Annotated in this window: 16 protein-coding genes; 9 read left to right on the plus strand and 7 right to left on the minus strand. The window is 71.6% G+C overall.

Translation table 11 applies throughout. The features are described 5' to 3' along the window. The first annotated feature begins 3 nt into the window (after nucleotides 1-3). Nucleotides 4-411 carry a CoA-binding protein gene (locus tag ACIA47_RS07020; protein WP_396706117.1) on the plus strand — a complete coding sequence of 136 codons (408 nt, stop codon included), beginning with the start codon at nucleotides 4-6 and terminating at the stop codon, nucleotides 409-411. A gap of 139 nt (nucleotides 412-550) precedes the next feature. Here ACIA47_RS07020 and ACIA47_RS07025 read toward each other — a convergent pair whose 3' ends face one another. Beyond that, entirely contained in the window at nucleotides 551-1,747 is a 1,197-nt protein-coding gene (locus tag ACIA47_RS07025) for an acyl-CoA dehydrogenase family protein (RefSeq protein ID WP_396706411.1), read from the minus strand. Between the two features lie 177 nt (nucleotides 1,748-1,924). Between ACIA47_RS07025 and ACIA47_RS07030 the strand changes: the two genes are divergently transcribed. Then, nucleotides 1,925-2,464 (plus strand): DUF4190 domain-containing protein, encoded by a 540-nt coding sequence (locus ACIA47_RS07030; RefSeq protein WP_396706119.1) that lies wholly within the window; start codon nucleotides 1,925-1,927, stop codon nucleotides 2,462-2,464. Between the two features lie 27 nt (nucleotides 2,465-2,491). On the opposite strand, the gene ACIA47_RS07035 is transcribed toward ACIA47_RS07030, so the two are convergent. Continuing rightward, nucleotides 2,492-3,397, minus strand: coding sequence for an SDR family NAD(P)-dependent oxidoreductase (locus ACIA47_RS07035; RefSeq protein ID WP_091394758.1), 906 nt, complete (start codon nucleotides 3,395-3,397; stop codon nucleotides 2,492-2,494). A gap of 118 nt (nucleotides 3,398-3,515) precedes the next feature. Between ACIA47_RS07035 and ACIA47_RS07040 the strand changes: the two genes are divergently transcribed. Further along, nucleotides 3,516-4,085: a DUF4190 domain-containing protein gene (locus ACIA47_RS07040; RefSeq protein ID WP_396706122.1), complete on the plus strand. Its 570-nt coding sequence runs from the start codon at nucleotides 3,516-3,518 to the stop codon at nucleotides 4,083-4,085. 75 nt (nucleotides 4,086-4,160) lie between these two features. On the opposite strand, the gene ACIA47_RS07045 is transcribed toward ACIA47_RS07040, so the two are convergent. After that, nucleotides 4,161-5,117: an HpcH/HpaI aldolase/citrate lyase family protein gene (locus ACIA47_RS07045; RefSeq protein WP_396706124.1), complete on the minus strand. Its 957-nt coding sequence runs from the start codon at nucleotides 5,115-5,117 to the stop codon at nucleotides 4,161-4,163. Between the two features lie 128 nt (nucleotides 5,118-5,245). Between ACIA47_RS07045 and ACIA47_RS07050 the strand changes: the two genes are divergently transcribed. Both ACIA47_RS07050 and ACIA47_RS07055 read left to right on the plus strand, forming a co-directional pair. Beyond that, nucleotides 5,246-6,070 (plus strand): SDR family NAD(P)-dependent oxidoreductase, encoded by an 825-nt coding sequence (locus ACIA47_RS07050; protein ID WP_396706413.1) that lies wholly within the window; start codon nucleotides 5,246-5,248, stop codon nucleotides 6,068-6,070. Next, nucleotides 6,063-6,356, plus strand: a complete 294-nt coding sequence (locus ACIA47_RS07055) for a hypothetical protein (RefSeq protein WP_396706126.1) — start codon at nucleotides 6,063-6,065, stop codon at nucleotides 6,354-6,356. The genes ACIA47_RS07050 and ACIA47_RS07055 overlap by 8 nt, the downstream gene beginning before the upstream one ends. Before the next feature lie 52 nt (nucleotides 6,357-6,408). Here ACIA47_RS07055 and ACIA47_RS07060 read toward each other — a convergent pair whose 3' ends face one another. Then, nucleotides 6,409-7,365 (minus strand): DMT family transporter, encoded by a 957-nt coding sequence (locus ACIA47_RS07060; protein WP_396706128.1) that lies wholly within the window; start codon nucleotides 7,363-7,365, stop codon nucleotides 6,409-6,411. Nucleotides 7,366-7,471: 106 nt separating this feature from the next. On the opposite strand from ACIA47_RS07060, the gene ACIA47_RS07065 reads away from it, so the two are divergent. Continuing rightward, nucleotides 7,472-8,191: an HAD family hydrolase gene (locus ACIA47_RS07065; protein WP_396706130.1), complete on the plus strand. Its 720-nt coding sequence runs from the start codon at nucleotides 7,472-7,474 to the stop codon at nucleotides 8,189-8,191. Nucleotides 8,192-8,199: 8 nt separating this feature from the next. On the opposite strand, the gene ACIA47_RS07070 is transcribed toward ACIA47_RS07065, so the two are convergent. Together ACIA47_RS07070 and ACIA47_RS07075 are read right to left on the minus strand one after the other, a co-directional pair. Then, the gene (locus ACIA47_RS07070; RefSeq protein ID WP_396706132.1) at nucleotides 8,200-8,730 is read right to left on the minus strand and encodes a hypothetical protein; all 531 of its coding nucleotides are present in this window, start codon (nucleotides 8,728-8,730) and stop codon (nucleotides 8,200-8,202) included. Nucleotides 8,731-8,742: 12 nt separating this feature from the next. Continuing rightward, complete coding sequence (locus tag ACIA47_RS07075; protein WP_396706134.1) at nucleotides 8,743-9,612, minus strand: PhzF family phenazine biosynthesis protein; 870 nt, start codon at nucleotides 9,610-9,612, stop codon at nucleotides 8,743-8,745. Between the two features lie 33 nt (nucleotides 9,613-9,645). Between ACIA47_RS07075 and ACIA47_RS07080 the strand changes: the two genes are divergently transcribed. The 3 genes from ACIA47_RS07080 to ACIA47_RS07090 all read left to right on the plus strand — a co-directional run bounded on the left by ACIA47_RS07080 (nucleotide 9,646) and on the right by ACIA47_RS07090 (nucleotide 12,800). Then, nucleotides 9,646-10,932 (plus strand): magnesium transporter MgtE N-terminal domain-containing protein, encoded by a 1,287-nt coding sequence (locus tag ACIA47_RS07080; RefSeq protein WP_203123118.1) that lies wholly within the window; start codon nucleotides 9,646-9,648, stop codon nucleotides 10,930-10,932. Beyond that, complete coding sequence (locus tag ACIA47_RS07085) at nucleotides 10,925-11,575, plus strand: DUF1003 domain-containing protein (RefSeq protein WP_203123116.1); 651 nt, start codon at nucleotides 10,925-10,927, stop codon at nucleotides 11,573-11,575. Before ACIA47_RS07080 ends, ACIA47_RS07085 begins: the two co-directional genes overlap by 8 nt. 76 nt (nucleotides 11,576-11,651) lie before the next feature. Next, the gene (locus tag ACIA47_RS07090) at nucleotides 11,652-12,800 is read left to right on the plus strand and encodes an Mrp/NBP35 family ATP-binding protein (RefSeq protein ID WP_396706137.1); all 1,149 of its coding nucleotides are present in this window, start codon (nucleotides 11,652-11,654) and stop codon (nucleotides 12,798-12,800) included. Nucleotides 12,801-13,101: 301 nt separating this feature from the next. Here the strand turns inward: ACIA47_RS07090 and ACIA47_RS07095 are convergent, their stop codons facing one another. Continuing rightward, nucleotides 13,102-13,524 (minus strand): preprotein translocase subunit TatB, encoded by a 423-nt coding sequence (locus ACIA47_RS07095; protein WP_091394791.1) that lies wholly within the window; start codon nucleotides 13,522-13,524, stop codon nucleotides 13,102-13,104. Between the last annotated feature and the right edge of the window lie 85 nt (nucleotides 13,525-13,609).

Here is a 13,609-nt window from a genome sequence, read left to right on the forward strand (position 1 = left end):
CGGGTGCGTACCGCTCAGCAGATCCTCGCCAACTCCGCCGTGATCGCCGTCGTGGGCGCGTCCCGCGACCCGTTCAAGGCCGCCCACGGCGTGCCGTTGCAGATGCAGCAGTACGGCTGGCGCATCATCCCGGTCAACCCGACGGTCGACGAACTGTTCGGGGAACAGGCCTACAAGACCCTCGCCGACATTCCGCACCCCGTCGACCTGGTGGACGTGTTCCGACCGGCGGCCGACGCCGTGCAGGTGGTCCGGGATGCGGCGGCGATCGGCGCCCCCGCGGTCTGGCTCCAACTGGGCATCGTCTCGGCAGAGGCGCGGCGGATCGCCGAGGAGGCCGGCATGGACTACGTCGAGGACCGCTGCCTCATCGTCGAACGTGCCGCCGCCAACCTGACCCGCCTGACCTGACCCCTCCGCTCACCCCTCCGCTCACCCCTCCGCTCACCCCTCCGCGATCTTGCACTTACTGTCCCGGCACATGTGACATAAGGGCCAATCGGGCAACCGAAAGTGCAAGATCGCGGGGGGCGGGGGGCGGGGGGCGGGGTTAGAGCTTGTATTGCTTGAGGAGGCCTCGGGAGATGATTGTCTTCTGGATCTCTGAGGTGCCCTCGCCGATGAGCAGGAACGGGGCCTCCCGCATCAGCCGCTCGATTTCGTACTCCTTGGAGTAGCCGTAGCCGCCGTGGATGCGGAACGCCTCCTGGACGACCTCGGCGCAGTACTCCGAGGCGAGCAGCTTGGCCATCCCGGCCTCCACGTCGTTGCGCTGGCCGGCGTCCTTGAGCCGGGCGGCGTTGACCATGAGGGCATGCGCAGCCTCGATCTTCGTGCCCATCTCGGCGAGCTTGAAGGCGATCGCCTGGTGCTTGGCGAGAGGCTGACCGAAGGTCTTGCGCTGCTGGGCATAGCTCACCGCCAGCTCAAAGGCGCGGATGGAGATGCCGCAGGCACGGGCGGCCACGTTGACCCGGCCCACCTCGATGCCGTCCATCATCTGGTAGAAGCCGCGGCCCACCTGGTCGGCACCGCCGAGGATCGCGGAGTCCGGCACGGTCACGCCGTCGAGCACCATCTCGGTGGTCTCGACGCCCTTGTAACCCATCTTCTCGATCTTGCCGGGGATGGTGAGGCCGGGGGCGGTCTCGCCGAAGCCCGGCTCCTTCTCGAGCAGAAAGGTGCTCATGTTGCCGTAGACGGACTCCGCGCCCGTGTCGGTCTTGACCAGGGTGGCCACCACCGAGGAGTAGGCCCCGTTGGTGAGCCACATCTTCTGCCCGTTGAGCACGTAGCGGTCGCCGTCGCGGACGGCCCGGGACTTGATCGCCGAGACGTCGGAGCCGGTCTCGGGCTCGGACATGGAGAACGCTCCGCGCACCTCGCCGGTGGCCATCTTCGGCAACAGCCGGGCCTTCTGCTCGGCGGAACCGTGCTGGGAGATCAGGTACGCCACGATGAAGTGGGTGTTGACGATGCCGGAGATCGACATCCAGCCTCGGGACAGTTGCTCCACCACCAGCGCGTAGGTGAGCAGCGATTCACCGAGGCCGCCGTACTCCTCGTCGATGGTGAGACCGAACAGCCCCATCTCGCGCATGCCGTCGAGGATGTCGGTGGGGTACTCGTCGGCGTGCTCCAACCGCTGCGCGTGCGGGATGATCTCCTTGTCGGCGAAGTCCCGAACGGTCTCCAGGATCGACTGTTGCACATCGGTCAGGCCGGGCGTCTGGGCGAGTCGGGCCATCTCAGCCTCCGGGGATCCGCGCACTACTCATGGGTAACTGAACGCTGGGTCAGTATCGGCCCCTCGGGTCGACGAGGCCAAGGTGACCAGTCCACACAACCGCTGTGAAAAGGTTCACCGCTGCGGGTAGCGTCCGGCAAGAGGGACTTTTCCGGCACCGGCAGGAGGAGGACAGCTGTGAGCTACCCGCCGCCGTCGGGACCGCCCGAGGACGAGCCGCCGCCGTCACCCTACGAGCCACCGAAGGACCAGTCACCGTACGCGCGACCGCCGGCCGGTCAGCCGCCGTACGCGCCGCAGACGGACCAGCCGGCGTACGAGCTGCCAGCGGAGCGCTCACCGTACGGGCTGCCGGCGGGCGAACCGTCGCCGTACGGCCACCAGGGGCCGCAGCAGTCGGCGCACTGGAGCCAGCAACCGCCGTACCCCCCGCAGGGCCCCTACGGTCAGTACGGCCCACCGCCGTCCGGGCCAGGTCGGGGCACCAACGTGCTGGCGATCCTGTCGCTGGTGTTCGCCTTCGTCTTTCCGCCGGCCGGCGCCGTCCTCGGCCACGTGGCCAAGCGGCAGATCCGCACCAGCGGCGAGGAGGGCGACCAGCTCGCGACCTGGGGGCTGATCCTTGGCTACGTCTTCACCGGGCTCACCGTGCTGGCCTGCTGTGGTTGGCTGGCGCTGGTGGCCTTCGGCAACACCGGCGACAGTGGCGGCTACTGACGAGCGGGCCGGCGCGGACCGGCACCGTCAGCGGAAGCGGGCCTCACGCACGCTGTTGCCGCCGTCCACCACAAGCATCTGCCCGGTGATGTACGAGGCGGCCGGCGAGCAGAGGAAGCTGATCGCCGCGGCGACCTCGTCCGGCGTGCCCGGTCGCCCCACCGGGGTGCCCAGACCCTGCTTGATCTCGGCCATGGTGGACGCCGCGGTGTAGATGGTGCCGGGCGCCACCGCGTTGACTGTCACCCCGTCGGCGATCATCTCCATGGCCAGGGCCCGGGTCAGCCCGACGACCCCGGCCTTCGCCGCGGCGTACGCGGCCTCGGTGGGCAGGGCGTTTACCGGGCCGGCCGTGGCCGCCAGGTTGACGATCCGACCCCAGCCCCGCTCGGCCATCCCCCCGATGAACGCCCGGCTGCACAGGAACGCGGTGGAGAGGTTGCGGTCGATCTCACCGCGCCACTCGTCGTAGGTCAGCTGCGCTACCGGCCGCAGCACCCCCTGGCTGGCGCGACTGGCCAGGCCGGCGTTGTTGACCAGCACCTCGACGTCGCCCAACTGCTCGGCGACCGCATCGGCCAGCGCGCCGACCTCGGACTCGTCGGTCAGGTCCGCGACGAAGCCGGTCACCCCCAGCTCGGTCGCCCGCTCGTGGATGCGTCGGGTGGTGGAGACGATGGCCACCCGCGCGCCCAGGTCGGCGAGTCGCCGGGCGGTGGCGTACCCGATGCCGTCCGGACTGCCCGCCCCGGTGACCAGGGCGACCCGCCCGTCGAGGCGCATGGTGACCGGGTCGGTGAGCGCGACCGGCTCGTCGGGGCCGGGGCTACCCGCCGGGGCGGCCGTCCGGGCGCGCCGGGCAGCGCCCGGGCGGCTGACGTCCCGTCGGGGTCGACTGCCGGAGCGGTCCGCGGCGCGCGCGTCGTATGCCATGTCAGGGATCCTGCCCGTTACGGCCGGCCCGAGCAACGCGGCACCCGGAAGCGGGGGCGTCGGGTTTGGGCGGCGCTGGCTACCCTGTCTCCGCACCCCAACCCGACGGAGAGTTCGCATGACCAATCCCCCGCCGCCCGGCAACTGGAGCGATCCCACGTGGTCGGCCCAGCCGTCGAGCCCCGCACCGGACCCGACCCTGGCGGCCGGTCAGCCGGTGCCCGCGCAACCTGGCCCGGTCGACTCGTACGCCCCCGATCCGTACGCCCCCGATCCGTACGCCCCGGTCGACCCGTACGCCCCGGTCGACCCGTACGCCGGCGCGAAGCAGCCAGCGGCCCAGCCGATGCCCGGATACGCCCCACCCGGATACGCCCCGCCCGGCTACCCGCCGCAGTACCCCGGCTACGGCTACCCGCAGCCTCCGAAGACCAACGGGATGGCCATCGCGGCGTTCGTGCTGGCCCTGATCGGTTTCACCTCCTGCATCACCGCGCCGATCGGCGCGATCCTCGGCCACGTGGCGCAGAAGCAGATCCGGCTCAGCGGCGAGGGCGGGGCGGGGATGGCGAAGGCCGCCATCATCGTCGGCTGGATCCTCACCGGGTTCCTGGTGCTGGTGATCGCCATCTACGCCGCCGCGATCATCTACGCGATCGCGACGAGCGACAACAGCAGCAGCTACTGACCGGCGGGCGGGCCGGCGTACCGCCGATTGTCGGGCCGGACCGACAGCCGTCGGCGGTCGTCCCGGCCCGGCCGGTCACTGCGACGGTGGGGTGAACGACGAGGTACGGCTCATCCCGGCGGCCCGGCCCTTGGCCGCGACCACCAGCGCCATCTTGCGGGACGCTTCGTCGATCATCTCGTCGCCGAGCATCACGGCGCCGAGCCGGCCGCCGGCCTCCGAGGTGTAGTGCTCGTACGCGTCGAGGATCAGCTCGGCATGGTCGTAGTCGGCCTGCGCCGGCTGGTAGACCTCGTTGGCGGCGTCGATCTGGCCCGGGTGCAGCACCCACTTGCCGTCGAAGCCCAGCGCGGCCGAGCGCTTGGCCACCTCGCGGAACGCGTCGACGTCGCGGATCTGCAGGAACGGGCCGTCGATTGCCTGCTTGTCGTGCATCCGCGCGGCCATCAGGATCCGCATCAGGATGTAGTGGTACGGGTCGCCCGGGTAGTCCGGGATCAGGCCGCCGACCACCATCGACTTCATGTTGATCGACGCCATGAAGTCGGCCGGGCCGAAGATGATGGTCTCCACGCGCGGCGAGGCGGCAGCGATCGCGTCCACGTTGACCAGACCGGCGGCGTTCTCGATCTGCGCCTCGATGCCGATCCGACCGACCTCCAGGCCGATCGTCTTCTCGATCTGGGTGAGCGTCAGGTCCAGCCACTGCACCTGGGCGGCGGTCTGCACCTTCGGCAGCATGATGCAGTCCAGGTTGGCGCCGGCGCCCTCGACGACCTCGATGACATCCCGGTAGGTCCACGGGGTGGTCAGGTCGTTGACCCGGACCACCCGGGTCTTGCCGGCCCAGTCACCCTCGTTGAGGGCGGCCACGATGTTCTTGCGCGCGTCCGGCTTGGCCAGCGGGGCGACGGCGTCCTCCAGGTCCAGGAAAACCTGGTCGGCCGGGAGGCCCTGGGCCTTGCCGAGCATCTTCACGCTGGAACCCGGCACGGCGAGGCAGGACCTGCGGGGGCGACCGACTGCGGCCATGGATGCGCTCCTTCCAGCGTCCGGCGGACATGCCGACGCCACCTGACGACAGATCCGAGACCTTAACGATCCCAAAGGGCGTTGTGACGCCACGGTAACCTCGCGCCATGACCGGGGTGAATGGACCTGTGGAAGATCTCACTGGGCGCCGACTGGTGGTGGTGACCGGAGCCAGCTCCGGCATCGGGCTGGCAGCCGCCGTGCACCTGGCCTGCCGGGGTGACCAGGTGGTGCTGGTCGGACGGGACCCGGCCCGCCTGCAGGCCGCAGCCGAACGGGTACGGGAGAACTCCGGTGAACGTCCGGAGCTGTTCCGGGCCGACTTCGCGATCCTCGACGACGTACGCCGGCTGGCCGAGCAGCTCCGGGCGGCGTACGACCGGATCGACGTGCTGGCCAACAACGCCGGCGCGATCGCGCTGCAACCACTGAGCACTGTCGACGGCTTCGAGATGTCGATCCAGGCCAACCACCTGGCCCCGTTCCTGCTGACCAACCTGCTCGCCGACCGGGTGGGCCGGGTCGTGGTGACCGCCTCCGGCGCGCACCGCTTCGGCGCACTGGACCCGGACGACCTGAACAAGCCACTGCGTGACTACCGGCCGATGGGCGCGTACGGCACCAGCAAGCAGGCGAACGTCCTGTTCACCGCCGAGGCCGCCCGGCGCTGGCCGGACGTTGCCGCGTACAGCTTCCACCCCGGGGTGGTCCGCACCCGGTTCGCCAACGACAGCAGGCTGGTCGCGTTCGGCATGCGGTTCATACCGTTCCGCAGCCCGGAGAAGGGCGCCGAGACCCTTGTGTGGTTGGCCAACCAGGAGCGCTCCCGGCTGATCAACGGGGGTTACTACGTCGACCGTCGGCCGCGTCGACCGCTCCGGAAGGCGGCCGATCCGCAGCTCGCCGCCCGACTGTGGGCGGCGAGCGCCAAGGCCGTCGGTCTCGATGACTGACCCGGCCGGTGTGCTGACACTCGTCGCGATCGTCGAGTTCGCCGTCGGGGCCGAGGCCGCCGGGCAGCGCTACGAGGACGCCGTGCTGGCCCTGCTCGAACGGCACGGCGGCCGGCTGGAGCGGCGACTGCGCGGCACCGATGGGCAGGCCGAGGTGCACGTGATCCGGTTCGACGGGCGGGCCGGCTACGAGTCGTTCCTCGCCGACCCGGACCGGGCGGCGCTGCGTACCGCCCTCGGCGAAGCCGCGCCGACGACCCGGGTCATCGAGGTCCACGAGACCTAACCCGGTAGGCGGCAGGGCGAGCCGTGGATTTCCGGCAGCACCGCGGCGGCCGTCAGTCGGCCAGCGGGGTCGGGTCGGCCGGCAGGGCGGTGGGTGCCGCCCGGCGAGCGGCCCGACCGCCGCCGAGCACCACCACCGCCACCCCGACCAGCAGCAACGCCATGCCGAGCAGCGCGTACGGGCGGGGCACCTGACCCAGCCAGGCCCAGCCGAGCAGTGCCGCGCCCGGCGCCTCCAGCAGGATCAGCACGCTCACCGTGGTCGCCGGGATCTTCCGCAGGGCGTAGTTGAACATCGAGTGCCCGAGCAGTTGGGCGCCGGCCACCAGGGCCAGGATGGCCAGCCAGGTACGCCCGTCGAAGCCGGTCAGCCGTACGCCGCCGACCAGGCACAGGGCCAGCAGGATCAGCGAACAGATCCCGTAGCAGATGGTGGTGTAGGTGGTGGTGCTGATGCTGGTCCGCGCCCGTTCCCCGAAGGCGGTGTAGACGGCGGCGAACACACCGCCGATCAGCGCCAGCACGTCGCCGAGGACGGCCCGGCCGGAGACTCCGACGTCCACCCCGGTGGCGACCGCCGCGCCGCCGACCGCCACCGCGATGCCGATCCACACCACCCGGGGCAGCGGACGCCCCTGGGCGCGGGCGATCAGCCCCTGCCAGACCGGCTGGGTGGCGACCAGGGCGGCGGACGTGGCGACCGTGGTGAGCTGGGCGCTCGGCACCCAGGTGGCGAAGTGCCCGGCCAACGCGACCCCGGACAGAACGCAGAACAGACCCTCCCGCCGGCCCACGCCCACTGTCAGTCTGCGGAACTCGGCGCGGCGTCGGACCAGCGCGAAAGGGCTCAGCACGGCCACCGCGAGCAGGTTGCGCCAGAACGCGATGGCCAGCGCGGGGGCGGCGGCGTACGCGATCAACGGCGCGGACGACGACACGGCGACCACAGCCAGCCCGACCGCGCCGGTGGTCAGCGGATCCACTGTCGGCCGAGGTGAAGGTGGGGGCACGGGACGTAATCCTCACACGTATGACGGTCAGCACGGAGGGTCATCACTCCGTTACGATCACGCGGTTCCGCGCCGGCGACCCTCGACCGCCCGGAGGCGTTCCCCCATGCCCAGGTACCAGGCGGTGCTGTTCGACTTCTTCGGCACCCTGACCCGTTCGGTGCAGCGCGGTGTCGCGCACCTCGGCACCGCCGAGCTGCTCGGCTGCCACACCGACGCGCTGACCGAGGTGCTGAACCGCACCTACTACGAACGGGCCACCGGCCGGCTCGGCAACGCGGAGGCGACCCTGCGCTGGGTGTGCGCGCAGGTCGGCGTACACCCCAGTGACCATGCGGTGCGGGCGGCGGTGGCGTCCCGGCACCGGGCGGTCCGCGCGGACACCTGGCTGCGGGCCGACGCGGTGCCGGTGCTGGCGGCCCTGCGCCAGCGCGGCCTGCGCACCGGCGTGATCAGCGACTGTACGCACGAACTGCCGGCCTTCCTGCCGCAGCTCGCGGTCGCTCCGCTGCTCGACGTGCGGGTCTTCTCGGTGCAGGTCGGGCGGTGCAAACCGGATCCGGCGCTCTACCTGACCGCCTGCCAGCGGCTCGGGCTCGCGCCGAATGACTGCCTCTACGTCGGCGACGGCGGCAGCCAGGAGTTGAGCGGCGCCGAGCGGGCCGGGATGACCGCCGTCCGGCTCGCCGCACCGGATCTGGCCACGCACATGGTGTTCAACGCCGACCGGGACTGGCGCGGCCCGACCCTCGGCGCCCTGGGCGAGGTGCTCGCCCTCGTCGACGCCGACGCGGCGGTCGCGGGCGTCGGCGGTCGGACCGGCTGATCAACTGATCAGCGGCGGCGAACCCGGTGCAGGCGGAACGGCTTACGGGTGGCCCGGACCGCCGGCGTCGCCCGGGGCGGCTCGGTCTGCGCGTCGGCCGGCAGCTCCGTGCCGAACAGTGGCGTACCGGCCGGGGCGAGCCGGTTCACCGCGCATCCGTCGGCGGCCCACCGGGCCACCAGGTCGGCGGTCGGACCGGGCGCGTTGAGGCGCTTCGCCGCCACCAGCGGCGCGGTGACCTCCCATGCCTCGGTGCCCGGCTGCAACCGGCTCACCCGGGCCGGCCAGGTGACGATCCGACCGCCGTGGTCGCCGCGCAGGGTGACCTGGGCCTCGGTCGCGTCGGCCAGACCCGGCGCGGCCTGCTCCCCCGGCCCGCTGACCACCAGCAGCGCGCCCTCCAGCGGGGCGCACCAGAGCGCGAGCGCCGGCCCACCGGCAACGCTGACCCAGGCCACCGCGGCCTTCTTCAGCGCCTCGTCGACCAGTGGGCTGCCCCCGGGGGCGTCCTCGTCCGTCACACCCGCATCCTCCCGCATCGGCGCCTCCGCTCAGCCCACGAACGGCGGCACGGCGATCTCACCCCGGGCCACCGGCATCACCTGACCGGCGACCGTCGCGCCGACCGCCACCCCGTCCGCCGCGGTGACCGTGCAGGCCAACGCGGACGGGCGGTTCATCTCCACGCCCTGCCGAACCGCGTACTCCGACCGCCCCTCGCCGGGCAGCAGGCCACTCGCCACCAGCCACACACCGAGGCCGAGCGCCGCCGAACCGGTCGCCGGGTCCTCCGGAACGCCCATCCCTGGCACGAAGACCCGGGCGTGCGCGGTTTGCGCGGCCGCGTCCCAGGAGAAGACGCTGACGTGCGACACCCCGTACCGCTGCGCCGCCGCCGGGTTCACCCGGGCGCGAGCCACCGACTCCGCCCGTACCGGCAGGTACGGGAACTCCAGCCCACAGCCGGCGACCCGTGGGGCGGGCCCGATGTGGTCACCGGCGACCAGCCCGGCGATCTCCAGCAACGGCTCCGGGTCCAGCTCCGGCCCGAGGGTCGGGGCACCACCGGTCAGGGTCGCCCCGGACGCGGTCACCTCGATCGGCAGCACACCGGCCCCGCACTCCTGGGTGACCTGCCCCACACCGAACATGCCCCGCCGGTACGCGGTGACCGCCGCGCCGACGCTGGGGTGCCCGGCGAACGGCAACTCCTCCACTGGAGTGAAGATCCTGGCCCGGTAGGTGCTGCCGACCTGGGTCGGTGGCAGCACGAACACCGTCTCGGAGAGGTTGAATTCCAGCGCGAGTGCCTGCATCTGCTCGGTGGCCAGCGCCTCCGCGCCGAACACCACCGCCAGCGGGTTGCCGGCGAAGGGGCGATCGGTGAAGACGTCCACGATCTCGTAGGCCACTGTCGACATGTTGATAAACACTAGGCGCTTAGGCTGGTGCCCGTGAGTACGCCGACCCGGATCTACATCGCCCGTCTCGCCGGAGTCGCCGTCTTCGACCCGAACGGTGATCAGGTGGGCCGGGTTCGTGACGCCGTGGCACGGCTGCGGGCGACCAAGCGTCCGCCCGAGGTGGTGGGCCTCGTCGCCGAGATGCCGATGCGTCGTCGGATCTTCCTCTCCATCAACCGGATCACCTCCATCGACGCCGATGCCGTCGTGCTCGGCTCCGGCACCCTCAACCTGCGCCGGTTCGAGAAGCGCCCGAACGAGCTGCTGGTGCTCCAGGAGCTGCTCGACCGACGGGTGCAACTCGACCCGGGCGGCCAGCCCGGCGCGGTCGTTGACGTCGCGATGGAGTGCACCCGGGGTGGCGAGTGGTCGTTGACCCGGGTCGCCGTCCGCGAGCAGACCGGTCGGCTCAGCCGCCGCGGCCACCTGCACCAGGTCGAGTGGGACCGGGTGCGCGGCCTCAGCGGCATCGCCGACAACCGGGGTACGGCGAACCTGCTCGCCGTCCTGGAGGACATGCGCCCCGCCGACCTGGCCAACGCGTTGCAGGATCTGCCCGACGCGCGGCGCAACGAGGTCGCGGCCGCGCTCGATGACGAGCGACTGGCCGACGTGCTCAGCGAGCTGCCGGAGCACGACCAGGTGGAGATCCTCGCCGGTCTCGACCGGGAGCGGGCCGCCGACGTCCTGGAGGAGATGGACCCGGACGACGCGGCGGACCTGCTCAACGAACTGCCCCCGCCCGAGCAGGACGTGCTGCTGGACCTGATGGAGCCGGACGAGGCCGACCCGGTACGTCAGCTGCTGAAGTACACCCCCGGCACGGCGGGCAGTGTGATGACCTCGGAGCCGGTCATCCTGCCGCCGGACGCGACAGTCGCCGAGGCGTTGGCCCGGATCCGGGAACCGCAGCTCTCCCCCGCCGTCGCCGCGCAGGTCTTCGTGACCCGGGCGCCGCAGAACACGCCGACCGGCCGCTACCTGGGCATGGTGCACTTCCAGGCGCTGCTGCGTGAACCCCCGGCTGACCTGCTGGGCAAGGTGGTGGTCAACGACATCGACCCGCTGCGCCCGACCACCCCGTTGCCGGAGATCACCCGCCGGATGGCCACCTACGACCTGGTCGCCATGCCGGTGATCGACCGGAGCAACCGGCTGGTCGGCGCGGTGACCGTGGACGACGTGCTGGACCACTCGCTACCCCGGGACTGGCGGGACCGCGACGCCCTGACCGCCCCGGGCACCACCGACGCTGTGCTGGACGGCGCGGATGGCTGACCAGCGGCGTAACGAACGGCTCGACCAGCCGCGCGAGCCCCGGGGCATCAAGCTGCCCCGGTTCGACGCGGAGGCCTTCGGCCGGTGGTCCGAGGGCATCGCCCGGGGCATGGGCACCGCGAACTTCCTCGTCGTCATGACGGTGGTGATCACGATCTGGTTCGCCTGGAACACGCTGGCCCCGGCGAACCTACGCTTCGACCCGTACACCTTCACGTTCCTGACCCTGGTGCTGTCGTTGCAGGCCAGCTACGCGGCGCCGCTGATCCTGCTGGCTCAGAACCGGCAGGCCGACCGGGACCGGGTGGCCCTGGAGGAGGACCGGCGGCGAGCCACCGCGCAGAAGGCGGACACCGAGTACCTGGCACGGGAAATCGCCGCACTGCGGATCGCGTTGGGTGAGGTGGCGACCCGCGACTTCCTCCGCTCCGAGCTGGCCCGGCTGGCCGAGGAGCTGGACGAGGTGGGGCAGCGCCGGCAGCGACTGGAGCGCCGCCAGCAGGAGAAGGACACCCGGCAGGAGCGACGTGGCCAGCGGCCGACCGACGGCGTCGGACTGGAAGAACCCCGTGACGACCTGGACGGCGACTTCACCCGGGACGCCCGGCCGGACGGCACCGGCCCGCGCCGGTCAGAGAGCTGACCGGCGGGTCATCGATTGGCTCACACCGCCCCGGGCAGCGGCGGCAACGGATGCCCCGCGACGTAGCATTGCGGGCATGTCAGCACCCGTGAGCACCGTCGAGGACGCGATCCAGGCCGCCCTGGCCACCGTCGACGACCCGGAGATCCGCCGGCCCATCACCGAGCTGGGCATGGTGCGCTCCGCCACTGTCGGTGCCAGCGGTGTCGTCCGCGTCGAGCTGCTGCTGACCGTCGCCGGCTGCCCGCTGAAGGACAAGCTGCGTACGGACATCACCGCCGCCGTCGCCGCGGTGCCCGGCGTCACCGGCGTGGAGATCGACTTTGGCGTGATGACCCCCGAGCAGCGGCAGTCGTTGCAGTCGCAGCTGCGTGGCGGCGGCGCCACCGAGGAACCCGTCATCCCGTTCGCCCAGCCCGGCTCGCGCACCCGCGTGTACGCGGTGGCCAGCGGCAAGGGTGGCGTCGGCAAGTCCAGCGTCACTGTCAACCTGGCGGCGGCGCTCGCCGCCCGTGGGCTCTCCGTCGGCGTGGTCGACGCGGACATCTACGGCCACTCGGTGCCCCGGATGCTGGGCACGGAGGACCGGCCCACCCGGGTCGAAGACATGATCATGCCGCCGCAGTCGCACGGCGTGAAGGTCATCTCCATCGGCATGTTCACGTCCGGTAACGCCGCCGTCGTGTGGCGCGGTCCGATGCTGCACCGGGCACTGCAGCAGTTCCTGGCCGACGTCTACTGGGGCGACCTGGACGTGCTCCTGCTCGACCTGCCGCCGGGCACTGGTGACGTGGCCATCTCGCTGGCCCAGTTGCTGCCCAACTCGGAGATCCTGATCGTCACCACTCCGCAGACGGCCGCCGCCGAGGTGGCGGAGCGGGCCGGGGCGATTGCCCTGCAGACCCACCAGCGGGTGGTCGGCGTCATCGAGAACATGTCCTGGCTGGAGCTGCCGGACGGCTCCCGAATGGAGATCTTCGGCGCTGGCGGTGGTGAGGCGGTGGCCGAGTCGCTGAGCCGGACCATCGGCGCCCAGGTGCCGCTGCTCGGTCAGATCCCACTGGACACCCGGGTTCGCGAGGCCGGCGACGCCGGCAACCCGATCGTGCTGGCCGAGCCGGAGTCCCCGGCCGCTCAGGCGCTCGGCACGATCGCCGATCGGCTCGCCCTGCGTCGCGAGTCACTGCTCGGCAAGCCACTCGGTCTCAAGCCCGCTGGGCGCTGACCACCCGGTACACCGTCAGCCCGTCGGCCACTGTTGGCCGGCGGGCTGAGTCGCGTCGGTGGGTGGTCCAGCCAGGCCGCCACGACGTGGCTGGCCGCCGGCCTGGGCAGGCAGTCGGCGGGCGTGGCGGCATGGTCAACTCGGGTTTCAGGAAGTCGGCCGCTCAAACGGCGCGGGATACCGCGACTTCCGGGAACCCGAGTCGATCAAGCCGACGCCGGGCCCAGGCGGGCACGACCCGGCCGAGTCCGGCAGGGCGGACTAGCCGGTCGGGGTACGAGTCGGTTGGGGTACGAGTCGGTCAGGTGGCGTCGTCGTAGCTGGCGCGGGGGGCCGGAGCCGAGGGGCTGCTGGTGGCCGTGCCGGACCGGGCCTCGTTCGACCGCAGGTCGGCGGCGTTGGCCACGTCCTTCAGGTCGTTGTGCACGCCGCTGACGTCGGCACGCAGGTTGTCGTAGACGCCCTGCAACGGCTTGCGGATCGCCGCCTCGTCCTCCTCGCTGAGGAGGTGCTTGCGGATGAACGCCTTCGGGTGCAGGTCTTCCAGCTGGATGTCGGTGCCCAGCTCACGGCTCAGGTCACCGGTGGCGTTGCGAGCCATGTTGCGCAGGTTGCGCACCAACCGCAGGCCGTCGGTGATCACGGCGGGGAGCCGGTCGCCGAAGATCAGCAGCGCCAGGAGCAGCAGCGCACCGATCTCCCACCAGTTCAGGTTGTCGAGCATCCCGCGGGCCTCCTCTCGGCGTCAGCAGCAAGACTACGCACGGCGGACGGCTTTCGGGCAAGGGGTGCGCCGCTGTTCACTTCGC

It is taken from the genome of Micromonospora sp. NPDC051227 (assembly GCF_044455385.1).
Taxonomy (GTDB): Bacteria; Actinomycetota; Actinomycetes; order Mycobacteriales; family Micromonosporaceae; genus Micromonospora.

What these genes read in the sequence shown, in the direction of transcription:
- ACIA47_RS07025 (WP_396706411.1), bottom strand. Translation starts at nt 1,747, where the DNA reads ATGGCCCGACTCGCCCAGACGCCCGGCCTGACCGATGTGCAACAGTCG.
- ACIA47_RS07035 (WP_091394758.1), bottom strand. Translation starts at nt 3,397, where the DNA reads ATGGCATACGACGCGCGCGCCGCGGACCGCTCCGGCAGTCGACCCCGA.
- ACIA47_RS07040 (WP_396706122.1), top strand. Translation starts at nt 3,516, where the DNA reads ATGACCAATCCCCCGCCGCCCGGCAACTGGAGCGATCCCACGTGGTCG.
- ACIA47_RS07045 (WP_396706124.1), bottom strand. Translation starts at nt 5,117, where the DNA reads ATGGCCGCAGTCGGTCGCCCCCGCAGGTCCTGCCTCGCCGTGCCGGGT.
- ACIA47_RS07055 (WP_396706126.1), top strand. Translation starts at nt 6,063, where the DNA reads ATGACTGACCCGGCCGGTGTGCTGACACTCGTCGCGATCGTCGAGTTC.
- ACIA47_RS07065 (WP_396706130.1), top strand. Translation starts at nt 7,472, where the DNA reads ATGCCCAGGTACCAGGCGGTGCTGTTCGACTTCTTCGGCACCCTGACC.
- ACIA47_RS07070 (WP_396706132.1), bottom strand. Translation starts at nt 8,730, where the DNA reads ATGCGGGAGGATGCGGGTGTGACGGACGAGGACGCCCCCGGGGGCAGC.
- ACIA47_RS07075 (WP_396706134.1), bottom strand. Translation starts at nt 9,612, where the DNA reads ATGTCGACAGTGGCCTACGAGATCGTGGACGTCTTCACCGATCGCCCC.
- ACIA47_RS07085 (WP_203123116.1), top strand. Translation starts at nt 10,925, where the DNA reads ATGGCTGACCAGCGGCGTAACGAACGGCTCGACCAGCCGCGCGAGCCC.
- ACIA47_RS07090 (WP_396706137.1), top strand. Translation starts at nt 11,652, where the DNA reads ATGTCAGCACCCGTGAGCACCGTCGAGGACGCGATCCAGGCCGCCCTG.
- ACIA47_RS07095 (WP_091394791.1), bottom strand. Translation starts at nt 13,524, where the DNA reads ATGCTCGACAACCTGAACTGGTGGGAGATCGGTGCGCTGCTGCTCCTG.